The organism is Paenibacillus humicola, from assembly GCF_028826105.1.
Classification (GTDB): Bacteria; Bacillota; Bacilli; order Paenibacillales; family Paenibacillaceae; genus Paenibacillus_Z; species Paenibacillus_Z humicola.
Window position 1 is genome coordinate 5,241,951 of the sequence record NZ_JAQGPL010000001.1, and the last position, 23,153, is coordinate 5,265,103.

Annotated in this window: 18 protein-coding genes; 3 read left to right on the forward strand and 15 right to left on the reverse strand. The window is 55.1% G+C overall.

All coding sequences use genetic code 11. The features are described from left to right. Positions 1-133 precede the first annotated feature (133 nt). Positions 134-1,462, reverse strand: coding sequence for a hypothetical protein (locus PD282_RS23985; protein WP_274653906.1), 1,329 nt, complete (start codon positions 1,460-1,462; stop codon positions 134-136). Between the two features lie 268 nt (positions 1,463-1,730). Beyond that, on the reverse strand, positions 1,731-4,622 hold the full coding sequence (locus PD282_RS23990; RefSeq protein WP_274653907.1) for a glucuronyl esterase domain-containing protein: 2,892 nt from the start codon (positions 4,620-4,622) through the stop codon (positions 1,731-1,733). A 242-nt stretch (positions 4,623-4,864) separates the two neighbouring features. On the opposite strand from PD282_RS23990, the gene PD282_RS23995 reads away from it, so the two are divergent. Both PD282_RS23995 and PD282_RS24000 read left to right on the forward strand, forming a co-directional pair. Further along, entirely contained in the window at positions 4,865-5,653 is a 789-nt protein-coding gene (locus PD282_RS23995) for a helix-turn-helix transcriptional regulator (RefSeq protein ID WP_274653909.1), read from the forward strand. Positions 5,654-6,022: 369 nt separating this feature from the next. Further along, on the forward strand, positions 6,023-6,409 hold the full coding sequence (locus tag PD282_RS24000; RefSeq protein ID WP_274653911.1) for a hypothetical protein: 387 nt from the start codon (positions 6,023-6,025) through the stop codon (positions 6,407-6,409). A gap of 143 nt (positions 6,410-6,552) precedes the next feature. Here the strand turns inward: PD282_RS24000 and PD282_RS24005 are convergent, their stop codons facing one another. The 7 genes from PD282_RS24005 to PD282_RS24035 form a co-directional block, all read right to left on the reverse strand. Next, complete coding sequence (locus PD282_RS24005) at positions 6,553-7,470, reverse strand: NAD(P)/FAD-dependent oxidoreductase (protein WP_274653913.1); 918 nt, start codon at positions 7,468-7,470, stop codon at positions 6,553-6,555. A 146-nt stretch (positions 7,471-7,616) separates the two neighbouring features. Then, positions 7,617-8,018 carry an Rrf2 family transcriptional regulator gene (locus PD282_RS24010; protein ID WP_274653915.1) on the reverse strand — a complete coding sequence of 134 codons (402 nt, stop codon included), beginning with the start codon at positions 8,016-8,018 and terminating at the stop codon, positions 7,617-7,619. A gap of 225 nt (positions 8,019-8,243) precedes the next feature. Beyond that, entirely contained in the window at positions 8,244-9,305 is a 1,062-nt protein-coding gene (locus PD282_RS24015) for a BtaManbiosPhlase (protein ID WP_274653916.1), read from the reverse strand. A gap of 95 nt (positions 9,306-9,400) precedes the next feature. Continuing rightward, positions 9,401-10,297 (reverse strand): MTP-1 family protein, encoded by an 897-nt coding sequence (locus PD282_RS24020; RefSeq protein WP_274655451.1) that lies wholly within the window; start codon positions 10,295-10,297, stop codon positions 9,401-9,403. 97 nt (positions 10,298-10,394) lie between these two features. Then, complete coding sequence (locus PD282_RS24025) at positions 10,395-11,234, reverse strand: carbohydrate ABC transporter permease (RefSeq protein WP_274653918.1); 840 nt, start codon at positions 11,232-11,234, stop codon at positions 10,395-10,397. Continuing rightward, the gene (locus PD282_RS24030; protein ID WP_274653920.1) at positions 11,221-12,096 is read right to left on the reverse strand and encodes a carbohydrate ABC transporter permease; all 876 of its coding nucleotides are present in this window, start codon (positions 12,094-12,096) and stop codon (positions 11,221-11,223) included. Before PD282_RS24030 ends, PD282_RS24025 begins: the two co-directional genes overlap by 14 nt. A 46-nt stretch (positions 12,097-12,142) precedes the next feature. Beyond that, positions 12,143-13,498, reverse strand: a complete 1,356-nt coding sequence (locus PD282_RS24035) for an extracellular solute-binding protein (protein WP_274653922.1) — start codon at positions 13,496-13,498, stop codon at positions 12,143-12,145. A gap of 328 nt (positions 13,499-13,826) precedes the next feature. Here PD282_RS24035 and PD282_RS24040 point away from each other — a divergent pair, with 328 nt between their 5' ends. Next, a complete protein-coding gene (locus PD282_RS24040) occupies positions 13,827-14,888 on the forward strand; it encodes a LacI family DNA-binding transcriptional regulator (RefSeq protein ID WP_274653924.1) in 1,062 nt (353 codons plus the stop codon). Positions 14,889-14,989: 101 nt separating this feature from the next. Here PD282_RS24040 and PD282_RS24045 read toward each other — a convergent pair whose 3' ends face one another. The 6 genes from PD282_RS24045 to PD282_RS24070 form a co-directional block, all read right to left on the reverse strand. Further along, on the reverse strand, positions 14,990-15,538 hold the full coding sequence (locus PD282_RS24045; protein WP_274653926.1) for a TetR/AcrR family transcriptional regulator C-terminal domain-containing protein: 549 nt from the start codon (positions 15,536-15,538) through the stop codon (positions 14,990-14,992). Between the two features lie 442 nt (positions 15,539-15,980). Further along, the gene (glmS, locus tag PD282_RS24050; RefSeq protein WP_274653928.1) at positions 15,981-17,813 is read right to left on the reverse strand and encodes a glutamine--fructose-6-phosphate transaminase (isomerizing); all 1,833 of its coding nucleotides are present in this window, start codon (positions 17,811-17,813) and stop codon (positions 15,981-15,983) included. Between the two features lie 729 nt (positions 17,814-18,542). Next, positions 18,543-19,892 carry a phosphoglucosamine mutase gene (gene glmM / locus PD282_RS24055; protein ID WP_274653930.1) on the reverse strand — a complete coding sequence of 450 codons (1,350 nt, stop codon included), beginning with the start codon at positions 19,890-19,892 and terminating at the stop codon, positions 18,543-18,545. 71 nt (positions 19,893-19,963) lie between these two features. Continuing rightward, positions 19,964-21,526: a CdaR family protein gene (locus tag PD282_RS24060; protein WP_274653932.1), complete on the reverse strand. Its 1,563-nt coding sequence runs from the start codon at positions 21,524-21,526 to the stop codon at positions 19,964-19,966. Continuing rightward, positions 21,519-22,358, reverse strand: a complete 840-nt coding sequence (cdaA, locus tag PD282_RS24065) for a diadenylate cyclase CdaA (RefSeq protein WP_274653934.1) — start codon at positions 22,356-22,358, stop codon at positions 21,519-21,521. Before cdaA ends, PD282_RS24060 begins: the two co-directional genes overlap by 8 nt. A 136-nt stretch (positions 22,359-22,494) precedes the next feature. Further along, entirely contained in the window at positions 22,495-23,118 is a 624-nt protein-coding gene (locus tag PD282_RS24070; RefSeq protein WP_274653936.1) for a zf-HC2 domain-containing protein, read from the reverse strand. Positions 23,119-23,153: the final 35 nt, after the last annotated feature.

Below are 23,153 nucleotides of genomic sequence, written 5' to 3' on the forward strand. Positions count from 1 at the left end.
TACAGACGTATGGTAAAAATTTCTCTCTCCCGCAAACGAAAATGATGTCGAATTACGGTTCATTATGTCGGATTAAACCAATTTCTGGAATGGATGTCCCGGGAAAAGGAAATCAGGAACGTTCTTCATCCGCTTATCCCCTGTATTCATCGTCCTCTTCTTTTGGCTTTCGTTCGTTCCATGGAGACGCCACATGGCTGAGCAGGTCGAACAGCTGCCGAAAATCGGCGGTGTCCAGATCCAGGCGGATATACGCACGCATTTCGGTCCGATCGATGATCCCCCGCTCGCTTGCCTGGTGAAGCTGTTCCCAAATATCGGAGGGAACGGCAAACGCGATTTGATTGCCGACCTGTTGAATCAATCCGTCGTCTTCCCCAATGTCCGGCAGCGACGTCGCCTTATCGTCATTCAAAGCCTTTTGGTAGGCAGACCGGTACCGGTTTACCGCCGACAAAACGGATTGGACAACGTTCTTATGAAGCCAGGTATTATCCGACACCACCGATTCAAACATGCTGCGGATGCTCGTCCCCCGTTTTCCTTCTTCGACCATCGCGGTCAACAAATTTTTCGCCATTTTGAAACGATTGGTATAGTGGGCGCGATAGGTTTCGATCTTCGCCGTGTGCGCGGACAAATGCATTTTATCCTGGACAAAAGGATGGGAGGAATTGTCGAGCATATGGTCGATTCCCGGAATGTTCATATAAAATTGATTGGCATCCCGTTCGGCCGTATCCATGTCTCTCGCATGGGTAGTGACATACTGCTCCAGGAAATCCCCCTGCGCTTTTTTGCCCGCCACTTTTCTTCCTTTATTTTCCACCACCTGCTTGAATTTCGGTTCCACCGTATCGTATAATTCCTGCACGATCGGGTTTACTCCCGGCTTGAAATCGCTGTTGTCAGCATCCATCTGCGAGACATCCATGTGATAGAGATCTCCGAGGGTCATGTGATCTTCCCCGAATTCCGCCTCCGCCTCGTCCGTCCCTTCGTCCTCACCCTCAACCTCGAGCTCGTCCTCGATATCGCTGTCCGGCCCGAATTCCGGTTCGCCTTCTTCGTTCTCCCCCGCCTTATGCTTCTCTTCGGAGGTCCCGTTCCCGCCCGACTGCAGCTGCCTTATTCGTTCCTTCAGCTGATACCATTCTCCCTCTTCCAGAATGAATTGGCCCAGGCGGATCTTCTGGATCAAAATCTGGATCGACCAAGGATTCAAGCTTCCCCAATTCACCGGAAACCGGTCGCCGTTGGAGGCGTCTATCATCCGCTGAATAACGGTCCCGGCCGCGCGGTTTCCTACCGATCGCTGCAGCTGAAGAACTTGCTTTTGCGAAAGCCGCATCGCATTTGCGGAAAACTCGGTCTCCTGCGGCCCGCGCCCCGGTTCGGAGGAAGGTCCGGTTTGGCGGCCGCGCGGCATTTCCCCGCTTCGCCGGTCAAAGGATCTCATCAATGCCACCTCTCCTTCATCTTTCGTTCACTGCTATTCCTGGCAGATTTTAGTCCCCTATTCTTTCGATCATAACAGATTGCCCTGGAATCCGGGACAGCTTCTTTCATCTCGGCGAACGCGTATGCGGAGATAACGCCGATATCCATGCAAAAAACCATGACACGTTCCGTGTCATGGTTTTTTGCCGATTCTTCATGGACCCGGTTCGGGCAGCATGCCGGCCGTTTCGGACCTGCGAAGGTCGGGCCGATGTCCGAGGCTGCCGGCGTTAATGCTTGCCTTTACCCGGATTTTGACCGGACTTGCCCGGTGAAAGATGCAGCGAAAGGGTAATCGGACCCGGAATCAAATTTCCTTTCGTGTCTTTCAAACGGAAAATAATCAGGTTGGCATACGAATTTTCGCGGAACTTCGTGTAGTCCATGGAAAGCGTAACCTGCTTCCCGTCCGGCGACCACGTCGTGTCCCATTTGTCGGTCACATTAAAACCAAAGCCGAATTCGTGCTTGTCCAGCGGATTGCTGAACGTAAGAATGACGTTGGTCTTGTTCCCTTTGTGCTGTACGGCGGTGCTGACAATTTTGGTGTCGAAAGCCGTAGGTTTCGGCGCGGGAGCGATCGGACGGGTTACCGTTCCGCCTGCCGCAAGGATACCTTTTTCGGCTTTCGTGTCCGGGATGGCCGGCCAGTCGACCCCTTCCGGACCGTTGTTATATTTCTGCACGTTCCAGCTGATCGGCTGCGTGAATTTATCCGCGCCGTCTTTGCCGGAATTTTTGGCGGATGCGTAAATGTTGCCCCACGAGATCTCGAAGGTGTACTTGGGAATCGAGTCGAATTTCAGATTCTTGATGTCGAAGGTCTTCGACGCGTCCCAGCCCTCGTTCGCGATCCGCGTGAACAGCGAGTCGTGGAACAGCACCCCGTACCCGAGCATGCTCGTTTCTTCTTTCACCATCCGCGACGGCGTGAAGTTCATGTCGGTCCGCTTGCCTGCAATATAAACCTGCGGCGGATCGGCCTCGTTGTTCGCCAGCTTGCTCGCAAAGCCGATGACGCGGTTTTCTTCGCCTTCGTCGTCCTTCCATGTTGCGTGGCGCAGCGCATCGGACAGGCTGAAGGCCGAGAAGTAGACCCTTTTGTTCGTTTTGCCGCTGCCGCTTGTCTGCAGCTCGTAGCGGCCGTATTGCGCTTGATCGGCTGTCAGGTTAAAGACGAATTCATCGCCTTTATGGCTGGCGGCGCCGACCTTCGTCCCGTCGGGCAGATGGAGATCAACCTCCGGCGCGTCGGAATGGGCCGTTACCGTTACCGGACGACCGACAAGGGTATTCTCTTGTGCCGTCCACAAAGTGTACTCGTCGGGACGCGACCAAGGCAGATAGGAGCTGTTGACATCAAACGGATAAGAATTGAAGTCGCTGACGCCTTGATAGTCCTTCGCCGGGTAAGACATGCTGTTCAAGCTGCCGTCTCCGTCCGGGAACAAATCCTTGACATGCAGCGTCTCATCGCCCTTTTGCTTGAAATCGCGGTCCATGATGGAGATGAAGAACGGGACGTCGCGGTTATAGACGGCATGGAAGCTCTGGCGGGCGCGCAAAGCGATGTTCGACTTCTCGACATCGTTTTTGCCGATATAGCGATATACCTCCGACGCGGCCTGAACGGACGCAGCCGAGCCCTCGTTGCCAAGCCAATGATTATGGATGCCCGATGTCGCGAAGAACGGACGCGGCGCAACCAGCGCGATAATGTCGTCGGCATCGAACGGAAGCTGATCGTCTTTATTGATGAAATTAGCGGCGGTTTCCGGGAACCAGCTGGTGCCGTTGCCGTAGCTGATGGTCGGAATTTCCGTCTTCCCGTAAACCCTGTCGGCCTCAGGATACGTACTCGTATTAAAACCGAAAATTTTACCCTCGACCGTATAACGATAGCCCTGAATGCCCGAGCCGCCGGATTCGCTTGGAAACACGATGCTGAAGCGATCGTCGAACGCGCCGGCGAACATGGCCGCTTTGCCGAAGCGGGAATGCCCCGTAACCAGCGATTTCGTAGGATCGATGCCCAGCTGATCGCCCCATGTCCCGGTGCCGCTCTGCGCCGGCTCGCCAAGAGCGCTCAAAATTTGGCTGGCGCCCCAGCTCCACGCCATCAGCGCGCCGGAAGCGTGCTTGTAGTCGTTTTTATCGTACGGGTAAAGCTTCGTATAAACGCCGTCCCGGTTGATGCCGTCGGAAGGATCGGAATCGTCCGGATAGATAACTGTGGGATCGAATTCGATATACGCATACCCTTGTTCGTTGACGGTATTGATCTGCGAAACCGCCCCGCCGATGTCGACGATAACCGGCACCTTCGTATTCGAATCGCCCCAGGCATTTTTAATCTGCTCGGCCGTCGGCATGCGAACGTCGATATTAAAGCTGGCTTTCACGCCGGTATCCGGATTCGTAATGGTGATCGTTTGATAGGTTTTGGTTGCGGCAGGCGGCGCGCTGAGCGGTCCCGTATAATTGACCAGCGTTGCATAATTGGTCGCGCCGGATGCGGTATAGGTCACGTAATAGCCGTCATTCCATGCCTCAATGGCCTTCGCCTCGGCATCGGCCTGATCCTTGGCCTGTTCGATCGTGTATTTGACTCCGCCTTCGGTGGGAGGGGAGAACAGGCTGGGACCGGGAATCAGCTCATGAATGTCCACATTTCCCGCCAATAATTTGGCTGTCAATTGATCAAACGCATCTTTGAGATTAATGTTATAAGGGCTGAACCGCCCGACGTTAACCGTATTCGGATCGGTCGAGCCGGCCGTCATGCCTGCGACATCCTGCGGATCCGTCGGCCAGCGATAGCCCAGCCAATAGTGCTGGACAAGCTCCTTGATCTCGTCGCGGCGGGCCGTCCATTCCGACGGATTCGAAACGTAGCCGTCGCCATTCGGATCGTTTTTCACATTAAAGAACTTGAATACATCCGGAATGGTTTTGCTCGCGGGGAGCTTGTCGACTCCGGGATATCCGGGCCAAATATCGGCCGAGTCGGCCGAGTTCGCCGGTGCCGATGAGTCTGACGAAGCCGCGAAGCCGGCTGCCGGAATCGAGCCCAGCAGCAAGGGAACAGCCAATACAGCTGAGAAAAGACGCTTGCGATTCATAAAGGCTCACTCCTAAGAAGTTTTTTGGAATCTCGCACAAACCAAGGCTTGAACGCTGCCGTATTCCGTTCGTTCCCCCGCAGCGCGCGGCGGGGTCGATCCAGGGCCCACCTCCTGACCGCTCTTCTTTGTAGGCGCTTTCATATTTTCGTTCATATAGATTGTATTTTTCTGCTAAAATTAAATCCATGGATAAGCACTAAAGGTTCTGCAATAATTCTAGATTTCCTGGAGGGAGCTTCATGATCCCGGATGATTACGAGGGGATTATCCCCGATATGAGATATTTTATTTGCCGCTACAGCACGCCAAGCTGGTGCATACGCAATCAGGTCATCGATTTTGTCGATCTCACTTATATTTTCGAAGGCAAAGTGACCTATATCGTCAACGGGGTTCCTTATGAAGCGGAGCAAGGAGACCTCATTTGCATTCCCAAGCAAAGCCTGCGGCAGGCGAATATCGATCCGGACCATCACATGGCGGCTTATGCATCCAATTTGCGGATTTACCATATCGAGGGCCTTGACGTCTCGCTCCCTTTTCCCGTCCATTCGAAAATCGGCTTGCGTGATGATCTGCTGTCTCTCTATCAGGAGCTGAACATTGAATGGATGCAGAAAAAACCCGGTTACATGATGAAAGTCCGGGCCATCTTCCTGACGATTCTGCATAAATATTTCAGTTTGCTGTTTTATAAGGATGCCGCCCATCCGGTTAATCCTCACGTCCAAAAAGCGCTTCACTTTATTCATGAGCGTTATGACTGCCAAATTGACGTCGCGGGCTTGGCCGCCATGATCGACCTGAATCCTTCTTACTTCGGCACCCTGTTCAAAAAGCATACCGGCGTTACCGTCAAGGAATACGTAAATCGGATTCGAATTAACAATGCCGAAAACATGCTCGCCAGCAGCGAGTTTTCGATCGCGGAGGCCGCTCTTAAATGCGGATTTGAGGATCCCTTTTACTTCAGTAAGGTTTTCAAAAAAATCAAGGGGTATTCACCGTCCAAGGTTAAATTGGTCTAGCGTTTGCTTAAGCGAACCTGTATGGCTGCTGTCGGCTCGGTTTAAATTAATAGGTAAAATATAGTATTAATGGATTATTAATGTTTATTCCTCCAACACTCCCTCCCACTTCCATCCCATGAGTGCTCCTGCCCACTATCAAACGGACGACCGCAAACTTGAAGGTAAACTCAAACGTACGGAAGGACACATGATCGACGATTAGGGATGGCATTTATTAAGGACCGGCAGGAAATAAAAGGTAGAAATTCGGAAACAGATTCGGTAAAATCCAAGGTGAACCGGGCGACGAATGACTGTCGCTATGCTCTGCAGCCTTCAGCGGTCGCTGCAGCCGGATTACACGTTGTTCAAAAGGGGCGGATCTGCATGAAGACAGCCATCATCATCCTTATCGCTGCGGGATTGACCGTTTCTACAGCCGTTACCCTGATACGGGCAATCGGGACGGTTCGGCGCAACAGGGACGAGCTTCGCGAGAAAAGGGCGATTCTTAAGGAAGGGATTGCCGCCACCGCCGTTATCAATTCGATCGAGCAGACGTACGCGACGTTAGGCGGTCAGCCGATCGTGCTTCTGGACCTGACTGTAACGAAAGACGAAGGCGAATTGCTGCATACGGTCGTTGAAACCGCGATTCCGATCGTCCATATCCCCCATTTCCAGAAGGGCAGCCAAATTGAAGTGAAATACATGACGGTGAACAATGAAGTGAAAGTCGAAGTGGTAGGGGCGTACGTGCCCGGATCGGCATGACCGAAACAGGATGGATTGCTGTACTTCCTTCGATTAGCTTATCATAAGGCGTTCGACGCCGGCGTCTATGCGCGGCAAAGCAATGAACGGGCTGACCGCTGCCGGCCAGCCCGCTCTCCTGGAAAAAATGTTCCTTTCTATGCTTAACCGATCTTTTTCCAAGCCTCCATATTCAGCTCGTTGTTGATGGCCGCGGCCGTAAAGGCCCCCGCAGAGGCGGCGGCAATCGCCTGATACTGCCGCGAAGACGCATCCCCGGCGCTGTAAACGCCCGCAACGCTCGTTTTCCCGAAGCCGTCGACGACGACGGTTCCCGCTTCCGTGACTTGACACCCGATCGCTTGAGGCAGATCCGAACCCGTAACCAGCTCCGGTTTAAAAAAGATCCCCTCGCAAGGAATGGTCGTCCCGTCTTCCAGTACGACTTGCCGGACCTTCCCTTCGTTCGACTCGATGGATCGGATCGGCGCGTCGAATACGGGAATGCGATGCCGGCGGAGCTCCTCGCGATCGGCTTCGGTCAGTCCATCGGGGCCGTTCGTACAAATGGTAAAACGGCTCGTCCATCCGGAGATCAACGGAGCGAAGTGCATGGCGTCGGCTCCTTTATTGATGATGACAAGCGGCTTATCCCTTAATTCCCAGCCGTCGCAATACGGACAGACGAAGGCGCTTTTCCCGTAAATCTCCGCCAGCCCCGGAATGTCCAGCGGCCGATCCTTCATCCCGACGGCAAACAGCAGCTTTTTGCTTGCAAAGGTTTTTCCTTGCGCGGTCGCGACTTGAAAATGACCGTCCGCGCCCGTAATCGAGACGGCCGTATCCGCCATGATGGATACGGACGGATAAACGCCGATTTGTTCCTTCGCGATCCTGCGAAATTCGCCGGGGCTAATTCCGTCGCGAGTGAGAAATCCGTGAGCCTCCCGGGTCACGGCATTGCGGGGACGGCCTTCATCAATCACGGCCGCCTGCTTTCTTGACCGCCCCAGCACGAGCGCGGCACTGAGTCCCGCCGGACCGCCGCCAATAATCAACACGTCGAAAAACTGAGTTTCCATTTCCTGAGACACCTCCATTTTGTTATCCATACCGGTTGACATGATCTACCACGCGCGCTTCTCTCTACAGCGCATGCTCCAGCGACATTTAAAAGACTTTAAAGACTCTTTATATCTATAATATTTTCAAAAAAATAGGCCGCTCTTCACAGAGGAGCCGGAACGTTCCTGGCAAGCTCAGACATTTTTTGATTGCTCAAATAAGCCTCCATTTCCTCTTCGGCCGATACCATCACCTTCTGAATTAAACAATCCGGTCCATGGTTGAAGTCGCAATCAAACAAGGAGGCCGTGCCTTCGATGGCATGAATGATATCCAAAAACGAAATGTCCTCCCAATTCCGCTTTAACCGATACCCCCCGTTGGCGCCCGAAGCCGACTCAATCATACCCGCCTTGACGAGTTTGGTTAATATTTTGGACAGATACGTCGGGGAAACTTCCTGCCGCTCCGCCAGCTTCAGAACGCCGACATGTTTGTCCGGGGTGGCTGCGGCAAGAAAAAACATGGTATGCAGCGCATAGTTTGTTGCTTTTGAAAACTTCATGGCGCAGTATTCACCTCGATCAGGGACTTTATTTATCTATAATAGCTACAATAGCCTTAATTCCGGACCCTGTCAAGTCATGCAAAAAGTCTACTCCAGCGTCCTTTAAACCGCGCCAGCTCATTGTTTAACAAAAAAAGGCACATTCGCCATAGGACGAATGCGCCTGTACCGCCATGCTATGGATTTACAAGGGGGATTGCACGCCCGGAGCGTCCGCCGCGCTCACACCGGCTGCAGGCTGTCCAAAATCTCCTGCAGGCTCAGCTCCGCGCAGGCCATCGAAGTGTCGGATACGCCGTAATACATCGCTACCGTATCGCCGCGCACGAGAGCGCCGCAGGAAAACACGACTTCGCCAAAGAAGCCCTGCCGCTCGTAATCCGCCTCCGGCTCCATTATCGGGCGGTCGGAACGGGCGATGACCTTCGAGGGATCGTTCAGGTCGAGCAGCACAGCCCCCATGCAGTACCGGTGATCCTTGGTCGCTCCATGGTACAGCTCCAGCCAGCCGCGTTCCGTCTTGATCGGTACGGCGCCGCCGCCGATCCGCCCGCCGTCCCAATTGCCGGGCCGCAATCCGAGCAGATGCTTGTGGTTGCCCCAATAGAGCAGATTGTCCGACTCGGCCAGCCAGATTTCCGGACGGCCGCAGCTCTTCGTCGTCGGCCGGTGCAGCGCGTAATACTTGCCGCCGATTTTCTCCGGGAAGATGAGAACATCTTTATTGTCGGGTCCGAATATCATCCCGTGATGGGTTATATTCCGAAAATCTTTCGTCGAGACCAGCGATTCTCCGATACCGACGGGCGAAACCGCGGAGAAGTAAATATAATACGTATCTCCGATCTGCGTGATGCGGGGATCTTCAATCCCGAATATTTCCAGACTTTGCGACGGATACACCAGGGGCTGTTCATCCACCTGGAACGTGTGGCCGTCGCGGCTGCGCGCAATGCGCAAATAGGACAGGCTCGTCAGGTATTCGAAGGCCGGCGCATTTTCTTTCCTTACAATGACGCGAGGGTCGGACAGATCGTATCTGTCGTCGTCCTTGCGGATTTCAATCAGGTCCAATCCGCCATGATCCACATTGTAGACCGGCGCCAGCACGATATTCGGATCGGGGCTTACCGGCCGCTCCGCTACACGCAGCAGCATCAGAACCTCTCCGTTATATTCGGCGATGCCGGCGTTGAACGCGCCGATGACTTCAAATCCGTCATGGTAAGGCTTCACGTCCGCCGGCGTGATGAGCGGATTCTGTTCGTAGCGTTCTATTTTCATGAAATTAGCTCCTAACTTAACTTATATACGATGAAAACGTGCAAAAGCACGCCGCACTGCGGAAAACGCGATCCTTCATTTTCAAAAAAGCCGGTTCAGCTTCCTCGTTCGGCATCGTAAAAAGGATCCCGCACCGTAATCCTCTGCGCGTCGGCGTCGCTGATTCCGGCAAAAAGCACCGCCAGGCCGTCTCCGCCGCGCACCAGTCCGCCGCTGAATACGACATCCTGCAGATCCGGCCGTTTGGACGGACCGGGAAGAAAATCGTCCCGCACCGCCAGCAGCTCCGCAGGCGAATACGAGCCGGTCTCCGGATCGAAAATAAAAGCCATCGGATAATAATGGCGGTCTCCCTGGCTGCCGAAGCAGGCAATGTGACCGAGGACGCCGATCCGTCCGTCGCGAAGCAAATGCGCTTCGTTCGCGCCGCCCCATTCCTCGTCCGTAAACTGGCCGTCCAGCAGCGGTGCGTCCCCGATCGCCTCGATCGTCAGCGCATCAAGCGAAGGAACGCGCGTGAAGCCGATTTTTCCGCGGCCGCCCTTCTCTCCCTGCGGGCGGGTAAACACGCCGACGGAGCCGTCCGCCAGACCGACCAGCCGGAGATCCTTCATCCCGTCCGGGCCGGAGAAGAACGGGCGCAGCTCCGAGAGTCTTGCGCCGCGGTAGAATACCGTGCGCCACATCAGCCCGCCTAGCTTCTCCGGGTGAGGAAAAATCTGCACGCCGCCTACAACGAGCTCGCCGGAGATCATACAGTGGAACGGGTCCTGCAGCTCGAATGTCGGCGCCCCTTCCCGCGGCAGCCACCGGCCGTCGCGCTCGACGAAGAAGATCACGTCGGAATGCTCGCTGTCGCGGGATTCCACGCGCCCTGCAATAATCCATTCGCCTTCATCTTTGAAGGGAGCCGAAATGTTGTAGACATCCTTTTCCCCTACGCCGGAAAAGACAATCCGCTGCGGATGCGATGCCCGCTCGCCGCGGTTCATATAATCGTTCAACAGCTCTGCGCATACCGGCGGAGCGATATCTTTACCATTCACGGGATGTTCCTCCAAATTTCAATGGAATCGGCATATTCAAGCGTCATTTCAGGCTGAACTGCATGCCCTCCTGGAACTTTTTGCTGAAAATGAGGAACATGACGATGATCGGCAGCGTCAGAATCGTAGAAGCCGCATAAAGCGGACCCGGGTACGAGCCGTACGGTCCGAACATCTGCGACAGCAGCACGTTCAGCGTCAGCATGCTGTCGCTTTTGACCACGATCATATCCCACAGCAGCTCCGTCCACCGTTCCATCAGCAGAAACAGGAAGATGACGGTTGTAATCGATTTGGACATCGGCAGCATAATCCGGTACATGATCTTCAGATCGCTCGCACCGTCCAGCCGCGCCGCCTCGATGAAGACGGACGGCACCGCCTTAAAGAAGTTCGTATACATGAAGATCGCCCATAGACTGACGGCCTTCGGGATGATCATTCCAAGGTACGTATCGTACAGCCCAACTTTCTGTATGATCAGAAACGTCGGAATGAGCAGGATGATCGCCGGAAAAAACATGTGGAACAACACGAAATTGTTGATCGCGTTCCGGCCGAAAAAATTCAACTTGGAAAGTGCATACGCGGACATGATGCCGAACAGCATCATCAGCGCCGTCGAGGCCGCCGAAACGATAATGCTGTTCATAAACGCATGCAGCCACGGCCTCGTCACTCCGGTCTCCCCTCCGGTAAATAGCCATTCGTACGATCTGGACGTAAACCTGGTCGGAAACAAGCTTTTGTCGATCTGCGTCCAGTCCGCGAACGAGTTCAGCACCATGTACAGATACGGATAGACCATTACGAGAAGCAGCGCGAAAGCCAGAATATACCGGATTGTAAGCCGCAGACGACGGTTCTGTCTAGACCCAACCATTGCGCTTCCCCCATATCTCCAGTATTTTGCGAATCACGAAGATCGAGATGAACGTCGCAACCGAAGCCAGCAGCGCCACCGCGGACGCGTAGCCCGCCTGCAGATTGGTAAACGCCTGTTTGAAAATTTCCATCTGCCACGTATTCGTCGCATTATCCGGCCCGCCGCCCGTCAGCTGGTATACTTCGGTGAAAATGCCGAACGTCACGCCGAACGCCAGAATGAGCGTCGTGTACAGCGCCGGGTAGAGCAGCGGCAGGGTAATCCGCCAGAAGCGCTGGCTGTCCTTGACCCCGTCGATAGCTGCGGCCTCGTATACTTCCTTGTCGATGCTCTCCAGCCCCGAGGTCAGAATTAGGGCGTAGTAGCCGGTGAACTTCCAGGCTAAAATCAGTCCCACGATGAACAATGCCGACAACGGCGTACCGAGCCAGTCGATGTCGATGCCGACGCCGCGCAGAAAGGTGTTGATCGGGCTGTTATAGGACAGCAGCCCCTTCACGATCAGCGAGGAGACGACGCCGGAGGACAAATAAGGCAGGAAAAAGCCGATCAAAAACAGCCCCTTGAACCGGGTGAGCCCGTGAACAAGCACCGCCACGGCGATCGCCAGCACCGTGACGATCGGGACGAACACCATCATGAATTTGTACGTCACCCAGAATGCCGCATGCACGCCCGGCGAACGCAGTCCGTTCATGAAATTATGGAGACCGACGAAATTGAACGTCGGCGCGATCAGATTCCAGTCCGTGATGGACAGAAAAAACGACCAGACCAGCGGTCCGAAGAAAAAGATCAGCGAATAAATAAGGTAAGGGCTGGTGAACAGCCAGCCCAACCTGTTGTTTCTTTGATCCATACGGGGATATGCCTCCCTTGCTGTGCATTGCCGGGGAAAAGCTCCCTTATTTCAGAGCGTCCTCGATCGCCTTTTTCATATTCGCCCAGCCGTCCGCCGGGGAGATTTCGCCCTTGACGACCTTATTGAACGCCTGCTCGCCGATAATCGTCTGCAGATCGTTGTATTTCGCGTTGTCCATCGGCGGAATCGCGTTCGGCACATTCTCGGCGTATGGCTTAAGCTGCGGATTTTGGTCGAGAATCGTCTTGAAAGCAGCGTTGCTCGTCAGATCGTCGCGCGCCGGAGGCAGCATCGTTTGTTGGAACCAGGCAGCATCGTTCTTCGCATCCGAGTACACCCATTTGATAAAGCCGACAGCGGCTTCCTGCTGTGCCTTCGTGGCGGAAGCGTAGATGACCAGCCCCTTCGTATCCGCAAACGTCTTGCTCTTGGCCGGATCAACGTCGTCGGGAACCGGCGGCATCGTCAGCGCGTAATTGACGTTGTACTTCAGGTTCGGATACTTTTGCGCCCACGTCGTGAAGGTCCAAGGGCCGATGTCGACGAAGGTTCCGACTCCGTTCTCGAACGGGTCCGTCGTCTGGCGGGCCAGCAGCCCTTTCTCCTTGCGGAGGTCGTCGACGAAGGTAAGCACTTCTTGACCCGCCTTGTCGTCGCCCGTAAACTTGTCGCCTTCGATAAATTTGTTGCCGTTCGAAGCGGCGTCATACAGCATGTAGAAATCGAACCAGCGCTTCCAGGCGGTCGGATCGGCCAGATCCGCCTTGGCCCACAGGAATTTCTTGTCGCCGTATTTAGCCTTCAGCTTCTTGGTGAGCTCGAGAATTTCGCCGTACGTCTTCGGCGGCTCGCTGTAACCAAGCTCCTTCAGCGTATCCAGGCGCCAGCCGAACAGCATGGCGTTGGAGTAAATGGGCAGTACGTATTGATGGCCGTCGGCAAATTTCCACGGGCCGATCGTGCTGCTCATATTGCGTTCGGAGACAATATCCTGGAAGCCGTCCAGCGTATCGAGCGGCACGAGCGCTTTGCTATCGGCCAGCTGCGCGGCGAAGCCGCGGTTGATGTTCTCCGACATCGTCGGCGCACTCTTCGCCGCGATCGCCGCCTGAATGCCGGCTTCGGACGTCGGCGATTCCTTCATCGCGCTGACGTTGATTTTTACATTCGGGTTAGTCGCTTCATAGTTTTTGGCCATCTCCTGCCAGAACGCCTGCTGCGTCGGATTCGGCGCCGCCCAAAATTCGATCGTCGTCACGCCTCCGCCGCCTGCCCCGCCACCCGCATTCGTCGATGTATCGCCGTTTTGCGTTGTGTCCTGCCCAGTCGAACAGGCGGAGAGAATGCCGGTTGTCATCATTCCTGTCAGCAGAAGCGAAACCAGTTGCTTTTTCTTCATCTCAAACATGACCTCCTAATGTTTTGTAATCCTAAATAACTGACTTAAAACTAATAATAACGTTACAAACCAAGGATATTTCGTTGTAAGCGTTTTGCTTTCCCATTATGCCTTCTTTAACTCGGACATGTCAAGCAAAACATTTTACCTAAGAGGATTGCAGAAATTACAAATATGTTTGTATTTCTGATTTTGTAATGTTAATATATAAGGTGTAGTAATGCAAACGGACAATCGTGCCGGCAATTCTTGACAACGGCAGGGAAACGGGTGAAAATGAAGACAATCCGCTCGCGGCCCGTCTGCAATAACCGGAGGTTGATCGTGAATGAAAAATAAAGTGACCATGCAGGATATCGCCGACAAGCTGAATTTGTCCAAAAATTCCGTGTCCCAAGCGCTTACCGGCAAGGACGGCGTCAGCGACGAGACGCGCCGGCTGGTCGTCGAAACCGCCGAACGGATGGGCTATGTATACGGCAAAAATCGCAAAAGCACCGCAGGCGAAGCTTCTTCCGGTTACGGCGTCATCGCCCTGATCGCGTCCGACTTCGCCTTTTCCATGAAGAGCTTCTTCGGCGAAATCTATTTGAGCATCGAAAAAGAAGTCAAGAACCGCGGCTGCGAGCTCATCATCCAGTCGATCGGGCAGGAGGACGCACGGGAGCTGAATCTTCCGCCCTTTCTGCAAAACCGGTCGGTGGACGGCATCCTTATTTTGTCCCATATTACGACCGATTATATAAATGCGGTCATCGACACCGGCATTCCCGCCGTAATGATCGACCACCACGATCCGGCCATAACGGCCGATTGCATATTGACCAACAACCGGTTCAGCGCCTTTGAGGCGGTAAAGCATCTGGCCGAGCTCGGACACCGCGAAGTCGGCTTTATAGGCAACATCGATTTCTCGCCCAGCTATTACGAACGGCTGGAGGGCTTCCGGATGGCGAGCCGAACGTACGGGCTTCAGACAAAGGACGAATGGCTCGTGACCGATGCCCGCGAAGACAGCGGCTTTGTGCTGGACAGGCTGACCGGCCTGGAGCAGCGGCCCACCGCCTGGTTCTGCGTCAACGACGGCCTCGGCTTTATGGTCAATTCCGCGCTGCAGCAGCTGGACCTGAAGGTTCCGGACGACGTCTCCGTCGTCAGCTTTGACAACGGCTACCTGTCGCGGCTGTCAACGCCGCAAATCACGACGGTGGATATCGATCTGCGCCTGTACGGCGTCTATGCGGTGGAACGGCTGTTCAGCCGCATCGCCCGGCCGGACCAGCTGTGCACGGAAACGCTGCTGCCCACAACGCTGCTCGTACGCGGCTCATCGTCCCTGCCAAAATCGGCAGGCCGCGAGCTGCCCGGTGCATCCCTTCCACGGTCCTAACCGCAACGAAAAAGCCGTTTCCCCCTGATATGCGGGAAACGGCTTATTTGTCCGGTTCTGGATTAAAGTCTCACGTGCTCAACTGCATCAGATCCTATTACTCAGGAAATGTCGTACAATTGCTTCATCCCGCTGCTCAGTATACTGGTAATCATAAGCGCAATCGTTTGTGGAGTTTGCTGCATTCCCGTTTCCATCCTACTGAGGTTCGAGGCGGCGAGATAAGCAATCATATAGTCCTTCGGGATAATCGTTTCGGCCAAATCCGGCCGGGTATGGAGGATCTTGGAGAGATGATGCTCTTTCAAAAATTGTTTGATACGCACGGAAAAAGCAGGATCTCCATTAGGGCCCAGGATAACCTTGAAGAAGTCCGCATGCTCGCCATAATATTCGATCACCTTCACCAATGCGGGATCGGCCTCATGATTGTCAGCGTAAGACAGATAGTTGTAAGGATTAAGGTTGTTCAACCTCTCGGACAAACCCGCCCATAGGTCCGCTTTCACCCGTTCAAGTAAATCGTTTGCATCGGTATAGTGAAAGTAGCTCATGGTTGATTTGTTTGTACTCGATGGAAAGCATTGAACAGAAGCGAGTTTATGGAACAGTGAAAGGAGATCGTCTGGATGTATGGACTTCGATTTCACTTCGATAACCTCCGCTGGCGCGTCTTACGACGGAATGAAAGGGGCTGTACCCCTTACATCAGCAACCATCTTCTCCATTTCGAACTCGGCGGATTATTTCATCTGTGAAATGGATACTGAAATGTTATGTCACATTGGAAGGACGTAACTCTGATTTCATACCAAGACAAACTGCTATTTGCTGATACTGAACGGACCTGCTTTTGCGAGCAGGTTTTTCTTTATGCCATCATGACATAGTTGAACCATGATCGGGTAGAGGGTCAGAAAAAGCCTAGGTAAAGGCCTAAGAAAAAAAAGAAAAGTCGAGCAGCTGTCAGGAAATAATCCTGCATTCGCTCGACTCTGATACGACCTTTCATTACTCACTACAGGTTTTTCTTTGCTCGGAACAATTTTATTGCGTTGCTTGCTCTACACGCGGATTCCAACGAACTCTCCCTTACTCCACCGTCACGCTCTTCGCCAAATTCCGAGGCTTATCGACATCGTTGCCCCGCGCGAGAGAAGCGTAATACGCGATCAGCTGCAGCGGGACGACGGACAAAGCCGGCGACAAGAGCGGCAGCGTCTTCGGAATCGTGAACAGCTCGTCGACGGATTTGCCGACTTCGTCTTCGATGCCGTTATTGACGACGCCGAGCACGTGCGCGCCGCGCGCTTTCACTTCCTTGATGTTGCTGAGCGTCTTTTCGTACAAATCCTCCTGCGTAATGAGCGCGATTACCGGGATGCCTTCCTCGATCAGCGCCAATGTGCCATGCTTCAGCTCGCCGGCCGCGTACGCTTCGGAATGAATGTACGAGATCTCCTTCAGCTTCAGCGAGCCTTCCTGGGCGACCGCAAAATCGGCGCCGCGGCCGATGAAGAACAGGTTGCTGTGCTTCGCGACCGATTCCGCTACCTGTTTCAGCACATTGGCCTGCTCCAAAATGCTCTCCACCTGCTCCGGCAGCTTCTGCATCGACGCAACGACATCCGCGATAAAAGCGCGGTCGCGCGTGCCGACCGTATCGGCCAGGAACAAGCCGAGCAAATAGAAAGCAATCAGCTGCGACGTATACGCTTTGGTCGAGGCAACCGCAATTTCCGGTCCCGCCTGCGTAATGATGACGTCGTCCGCTTCGCGCGCAACCGAGCTGCCGACGACGTTCGTAATGGCAAGCACGCGGGCTCCGCACCGTTTCGCTTCGCGCAGCGCGGCGAGCGTATCCGCCGTTTCGCCGGACTGGCTGACGACGATAACGAGCGTATCCGGCGTAATGATCGGCGAGCGGTAACGGTATTCCGAAGCTACGTCCGTTTCAACCGGAATACGCGCCAGTCCCTCGATGACCGATTTGCCGACCAATCCCGCGTGGTAAGCCGTGCCGCAAGCGACGATGTGCACCTTCCGAATTGCGCGGATTTGCTCCGCCGTCATGCCGATTTCTTTCAGCACGACGGATTGTCCGTCATCGGCAATGCGGCCCATCATCGTATCGCGGTACGCTTTCGGCTGCTCGTAAATTTCTTTCAGCATGAAATGATCGAATCCGGCTTTTTCCGCCGTGACCAAGTCCCAATCGACATGAAATATTTCCTTGGAAATACTTTCGCCGTCAATCGTCATCAGCTCGACGCCGTTTTTTGTCAAAATCGCCATTTCGCCGTCATTCAAAATGTACACGTCGCGCGTATGCTCGAGTATCGCCGGAATATCCGACCCGATAAAATTCTCGCCGTCCCCGACGCCGATAACGAGCGGGCTTGCGAAACGTACCGCTACGAGGCGGTCCGGCTCATACTCCGTCAGGACGCCGAGCGCGAAAGCCCCGCGCATACGCTTTACGGCGCGCTGCACCGCTGCCACGATATCGCCGTCGTACTCCTCCGCCACCAAATGGGAAATGACTTCCGTATCGGTTTCGGACACGAAGCGATGCCCTTTGGCGGTCAGCTCTTCCTTCAAGTCGAGATAATTCTCGATAATCCCGTTATGCACGACCGAAAATTTATGCGAGTTGTCCGTATGCGGATGCGAATTGACATCCGACGGCTTGCCGTGTGTCGCCCACCGCGTATGACCGATGCCGACCGAACCGACGAGCGGTTCCCCGCCCAGCTTCTCTTCGAGCACGGCCAGACGGCCCTTCGATTTGCGCACTTCAAGTCCGCTTTCCGTAAACACGGCGATGCCGGCCGAGTCGTACCCGCGGTATTCCAGCTTCTTCAAGCCTTCGATCAAAATGCCCTGCGACTGACGTTTTCCAATATATCCAACAATTCCGCACATAATTGAACAGACCTCCGCTATGGGTTAGATAACCCGTTTGAACGGATGCCGTAAGCTGCGGTGCATCTGCACAGGCTGTATGTGGTTTGCTCACGTGACGAGTCGAGATTCACCGGAAGAAAACCGTTCTGCCCGCGCCGCGCACGCAGCCGGCGTCGTAAGCAAACGGGCAAAAGACAATACGAAAACAAGCGCAGCAATAACGTGTCCACTGCTGCCGAATCGATACAAATCGGGCGGTCCCCATGCAGCCTCCTTGCCGCACAGCAACCGCGAAATAAAACGTCTGGAGCATTCCACCGACCTTTTGTCGGACCGGTTGCCCGGTCTTTTTCAGAATCGGCTTACGGTTTGAATGCAGAACCGGGAGGTCCCCGCCGAACAATCCGAACGCCTCCACCTCGTCAGCTTGCCGTCCGATCACTTAACCGCATCGACTGCGATAGATGAACCGGCCCCGCGCAAGCTCTGGCGCTTATGTTGCCGTAACCTCTGCCCTCACTTTCATTTCCAGAATCATTACTTCCTATCATATGCATTTTCATGCGGCGGTGCAACCGAAACTTTTGATTAGCGCTTTCACGGCTCATCCGCCGCTTGGACCGGCTGCCCATCAAAAACAACAGGCTGCAGCATGCTGGCTGCAGCCGGAAACCGTACCAATCCATTAAATGAGGTTAAAGATGAGTTCGGTAAATAATCAACTCGATTCATGACTTAATGCGGCAATCAGGATACCCCGCCAAGCTCCGACCGTACCGTCTCGGCGATCCGCGCAACATACGCTTCAACCAGCTCTTTCTCCGGTCCTTCGGCCATGACGCGAATCAGCGATTCCGTGCCGGATGGCCGGACAAGCACACGGCCGTTGTCCCCCAGCTCGGCTTCGACCTCGGCAATGACCGTATTAATCGCCGTGTTATCCTTGTACATGCTTTTGTCCGCAACGCGAACATTAACCAGTACCTGCGGATACTTTCTCATCAGGGTTCTGAGCTCGCTCAGCTTCCGGCCCGAGCCGACCAGCGTATTCACCAGCTGCAGCGCGGTCAGAATGCCGTCGCCCGTCGTATTGTAGTCGAGGAAAATAACATGCCCGGACTGTTCGCCACCAAGGTTGTAGCCGCCGCGTCTCATTTCCTCCATCACGTAACGGTCGCCTACGGCCGTCTGCGCCGTATTCAACCCAGCCTTCTCGGCCGCTTTGAAGAAGCCGATATTGCTCATGACGGTCGTCACGACCGTATCCCTCTTCAGCTTGCCCTCGCGCTTTAACGCATCGCCGCAAATGCACAAAATAAAGTCGCCGTCGACCTCTTCTCCGTTCTCGTCGATCGCGATCAGCCGGTCCGCGTCGCCGTCGAACGACAGGCCGAGATCCGCGCCATGCTTCAGCACTTCCCCGCGCAAATATTCCGGGTGCGTCGAGCCGACCCCGTCGTTGATATTGAGCCCGTTCGGCTCCGCCCCGACCGTGATCACTTCCGCCCCAAGCTCGCGGAAGACGGCGGGCGCCAGCGCGTAGGCCGCCCCATTGGCGCAGTCGAGGACGATTTTTAGCCCGGCGAACGAATGCGATACCGTTGTTTTCAGAAAATCCAGATAAACACGGCTTGCGTGATCGTTGACGGTTACGGTTCCGATCTCGCCGCCTTCCGGACGCGGAAGCACATCGGCTTCGGCATCCATCAGCCGTTCGATCTCAAGCTCCGTGTCGTCGGACAGCTTGAAGCCGTCCCCGCCGAAAAATTTAATGCCATTATCCTCGACCGGATTATGCGAAGCGGAAATCATGACGCCCGCGTCCGCTCCCAGGGTGCGCGTCAAATACGCGACGGCCGGCGTCGTTACGACACCGAGCCGCACGACGCTCGCGCCGATCGAGAGCAGCCCGGCGATCAGCGCCGCCTCCAGCATCGGGCCGGATATGCGCGTGTCGAGGCCGATGACCACCTTCGGACGGTCGGCTTTGCCCGCCAGCACATAACCGCCGCAGCGGCCGATTTTATACGCCAGCTCCGGCGTCAGTTCGCGGTTGGCGACGCCTCGCACACCGTCGGTTCCGAAATATTTTCCCATTGTGATCTGATCCCCTTTTTACTCTGATTAACGTATGCGGTTGCGGACCGATTGGTGCCGCGGCCATCGGGTTACCCTCCCGAAGCGGTGCTCCCGCCCGCGTCTGTAGAGGTCCCGGTACCGGCATCAGCCGACATTCCTCCCGTCCCCTCCGACCCTTCGACGGCAGCATCCGTATGCGCTGCCTGCCCATTCGGCCCGCCGGACGGAACGGTTTCCTGTCCGGTCTGCTCATTCGGCTCGCCCGGCTGGACGGCTTGCTGCTGATCGTTTCCTTGCGCCGTCTCGCCGCCTCCGGACAGCGCTGCCCCGCCTGTCTGGCTGCCGGTACCGGAGGCGGCGTCACCGGTCGAGGCCCCGGAATCGGCTTTGCCGGTTGTCTGCCCTGCGTCAGGCGGGTGCGAAGCGTCCGTTATCTCAACCGTGACGCTGAGCGGGCCGTCCAAATGATCCTCGATAAAACGCGGCAGATGAATTTCCACCGGCACCACGTGGCTGCCCGGTCCCAGTCCGCTCAAATCGGCGATCAATTGAACGTCCTGTACGCCTACATCCTTCAGCATATTCGGCGCCCCCTGGATGGGCAGATCCAGCATGCCGCTTTCCGGCGTAACGAGCTTTGCCTTCAGTCCGTCCGAAAGGCCGATCAGGCCGACCTTCAGCTGCGGCAGCACCTTCGTTGCGGCCGGGACAACCGTGTAATCGACCGTAACCTTGTTCGGATCGACGCTGGCAATGCCGTCCTCGGGAGGGATGTTGAGCTCCATCGTACCCGATTGCTTCAATTTCGACAAGTCGATGCTCAGTCCGTCGTAGAAATCATACCGGTCCAGCATCTCCTGCGGCCCATAGATCGTAACCTGATCGACGCTCGGCTGAAAGGACGAAATCGCCAGACCGTCGGGCATTTTCCCGGTGAGACCCAACTGCAGCGGAAGCTTCTTGAACGGCTTCGTAATCGGTACTTCCACCTCGACGACGCTCGGATTGATTTGGGCGTCGTTCATCTCGTTGCCGTCCTTGTCGAGTACGTTTACCTTCAGCTTCTTCTCGTTGACGGTATCCTCTTCGCCTTCGACCGAAATATTCGCGCCGACGAAGCCGACATCGTCCATGCGGTCTTCGGGAAGCGTGATATGTACCCGATTGTTCGGCTTCACGATCGGCTCGCCGAGCTTGTAATTGTTCGCCGGCTGGCCTTCCGTCGTGATCTGCACCTCGAATTCCTTGGTCACCATTTTTTCCAGCTCGACGGTGACAACGCTCGGCTCCACGCCGATCCGCTCAATCCCGCGCGGCAGGCTCACAGTCACCGGCAGCACCTGCCGGCCCTCCTTCGCGCCGCTGACGTCGACCGTCACCTGGAAGTCGTCCGGGGTTGCAAATACGAGATTCGAAGCCGTTCCCCGCACCGTGAGCCGGATTGTCGAAGGTTCGATCACCCGCAGCGCGTAATTTTTATCGTCCAGCCCGGTGGCCTCCACTTTGACGGCATCGATCACCTTTGTCTCCGTCAACGACGCGACCGTATTCGGCGATTTCTCCGAGTCGAAATGGACGACCGCCCACAGCAGAATGCCGATCACAAGCGAAATGATTTTGAGCGAGGTCGGGTGGCTCAGCCATTTATCCATTTTGTTTGCCTCCCCATCGTTTCCAGAAAGGCGCTTTCGTTCCGCGAGGATCCCGCTCCTTCGAATTCGGATTGAGCTCGTCGAAGAGCTTCGAAATCAGCGATTCTTCCTTTATGTCACGAACGATCATGCCGCCGACCGCAAGCGACACCTGTCCGGTTTCCTCCGAAACGATAATGGATACGGCATCGCACACCTCGGTCACTCCGATGCCCGCGCGGTGGCGCGTACCCAGCTCCTTGCTGATAAAAGGGTTCTCCGACAGCGGCAAATAACAGCCCGCCGCCATAATTTGGTTACCGCGCACGATCACCGCTCCGTCGTGCAGCGGCGTATTCGGAATAAAAATGTTGATAAGCAGCTCCGAGCTCAGTATCGATTCCATCCGGATCCCGGATTCGATATAGTCGGACAATCCGGTCGTCCGCTCGAACACGATCAAAGCGCCTATTTTCCGCTTGGCCAAATAATTAACGGTTTTAATAATTTCTCCGATTCGTTCGTTAATATCCCGCTCCACGACGGACGTGCGGCTGAACAGCTTGCCCCTTCCGAGCTGCTCCAACGCCCGCCTGAGCTCCGGCTGGAAAATGATCAGCACCGTTACGACCCCGAACGTGAACATCTGGTTCATGAGCCATTTCAGCGTGTACAGGTCGAACCAGGTGCTGACCGCCCACGTCGCGACAAGCACGAAGATCCCCTTCAGCAGCTGGACGGCGCGGGTTCCGCGAACGAGCAAAATCAATTTATATATAATATAGCTGACGATCGCGATATCGATGATATCTTTGATCCATTCCTGCCAGGTCAAGTCGCTAAAGTAGCTCATTTGTGAACCCCCATAAAAACCGCTGCAAGTATCTCTTCTACATTATAACAGGTTTTTAACTGTATTATTTTCGAGAACCGGGGCTGCAAATCCTTTATTTTGAACAAAAAACCTCCCGAACGAGGGAGGCGCTCCATTAATAAGACAGTTTGCTGAATGTTGTTGTCACTTTATACCAGAACCAGTCGAGCGCTTGGTCGATCGTCTTCACCTGGCCGGAAATATGCGCGGTCGAAGCCTGGTACAAGGAGCCTTCAATCACGGTTACATTGCCTTCGACGTCGCCAAGCACCTTCGCTTCGCCGTTCTCGATCGTCAAATCACCGTTTATGCGCGCGCCTTCGGGAACCGTTACCGTATCGCCGTTGATGACAACCTCCGCCAAATCCGTGCCGCGGACGGTCAGCTCACGGTCCTGCTGCCACATCGCCGTAAAGCTGGTAAACATGACAAGCACGAATACGGCCGCTACGGTCACGGCGGGATGATTGCGGATCCAGCGCATCCAGCCGGCTCTCCTGCGCTGCGGGGGCAGTCCGTTCATAATGCGGGCGGTCAGCGCCGCGGACTGCTCCGGTTCAAGCGGGCTCTTCGCATCCATGAGCTGGTGCGTCAGCGCCTCGGTACGTTCGAGCTGTTCGAAGCGGGAGCAGCAGTCTGCGCACGACTGCAGGTGGCCCTTCAGCTCTTCCGCATCCTCCCGGGGCAGATCGCCGTCCAAATATTCATGCATCCAAATGATGGCGACGTTGCAATTCATGGCAGCCAATCCTTTCTTACGTTTGTGGAGCCGGC

What these genes read in the sequence shown, in the direction of transcription:
- PD282_RS24025 (WP_274653918.1), bottom strand. Translation starts at nt 11,234, where the DNA reads ATGGTTGGGTCTAGACAGAACCGTCGTCTGCGGCTTACAATCCGGTAT.
- cdaA (WP_274653934.1), bottom strand. Translation starts at nt 22,358, where the DNA reads ATGAGCTACTTTAGCGACTTGACCTGGCAGGAATGGATCAAAGATATC.
- glmS (WP_274653928.1), bottom strand. Translation starts at nt 17,813, where the DNA reads ATGTGCGGAATTGTTGGATATATTGGAAAACGTCAGTCGCAGGGCATT.
- PD282_RS24005 (WP_274653913.1), bottom strand. Translation starts at nt 7,470, where the DNA reads ATGGAAACTCAGTTTTTCGACGTGTTGATTATTGGCGGCGGTCCGGCG.
- PD282_RS24015 (WP_274653916.1), bottom strand. Translation starts at nt 9,305, where the DNA reads ATGAAAATAGAACGCTACGAACAGAATCCGCTCATCACGCCGGCGGAC.
- PD282_RS24000 (WP_274653911.1), top strand. Translation starts at nt 6,023, where the DNA reads ATGAAGACAGCCATCATCATCCTTATCGCTGCGGGATTGACCGTTTCT.
- PD282_RS24035 (WP_274653922.1), bottom strand. Translation starts at nt 13,498, where the DNA reads ATGAAGAAAAAGCAACTGGTTTCGCTTCTGCTGACAGGAATGATGACA.
- PD282_RS24030 (WP_274653920.1), bottom strand. Translation starts at nt 12,096, where the DNA reads ATGGATCAAAGAAACAACAGGTTGGGCTGGCTGTTCACCAGCCCTTAC.
- PD282_RS23995 (WP_274653909.1), top strand. Translation starts at nt 4,865, where the DNA reads ATGATCCCGGATGATTACGAGGGGATTATCCCCGATATGAGATATTTT.
- PD282_RS24010 (WP_274653915.1), bottom strand. Translation starts at nt 8,018, where the DNA reads ATGAAGTTTTCAAAAGCAACAAACTATGCGCTGCATACCATGTTTTTT.
- PD282_RS23990 (WP_274653907.1), bottom strand. Translation starts at nt 4,622, where the DNA reads ATGAATCGCAAGCGTCTTTTCTCAGCTGTATTGGCTGTTCCCTTGCTG.
- glmM (WP_274653930.1), bottom strand. Translation starts at nt 19,892, where the DNA reads ATGGGAAAATATTTCGGAACCGACGGTGTGCGAGGCGTCGCCAACCGC.
- PD282_RS24040 (WP_274653924.1), top strand. Translation starts at nt 13,827, where the DNA reads ATGAAAAATAAAGTGACCATGCAGGATATCGCCGACAAGCTGAATTTG.
- PD282_RS24070 (WP_274653936.1), bottom strand. Translation starts at nt 23,118, where the DNA reads ATGAATTGCAACGTCGCCATCATTTGGATGCATGAATATTTGGACGGC.
- PD282_RS24060 (WP_274653932.1), bottom strand. Translation starts at nt 21,526, where the DNA reads ATGGATAAATGGCTGAGCCACCCGACCTCGCTCAAAATCATTTCGCTT.
- PD282_RS24020 (WP_274655451.1), bottom strand. Translation starts at nt 10,297, where the DNA reads ATGAACCGCGGCGAGCGGGCATCGCATCCGCAGCGGATTGTCTTTTCC.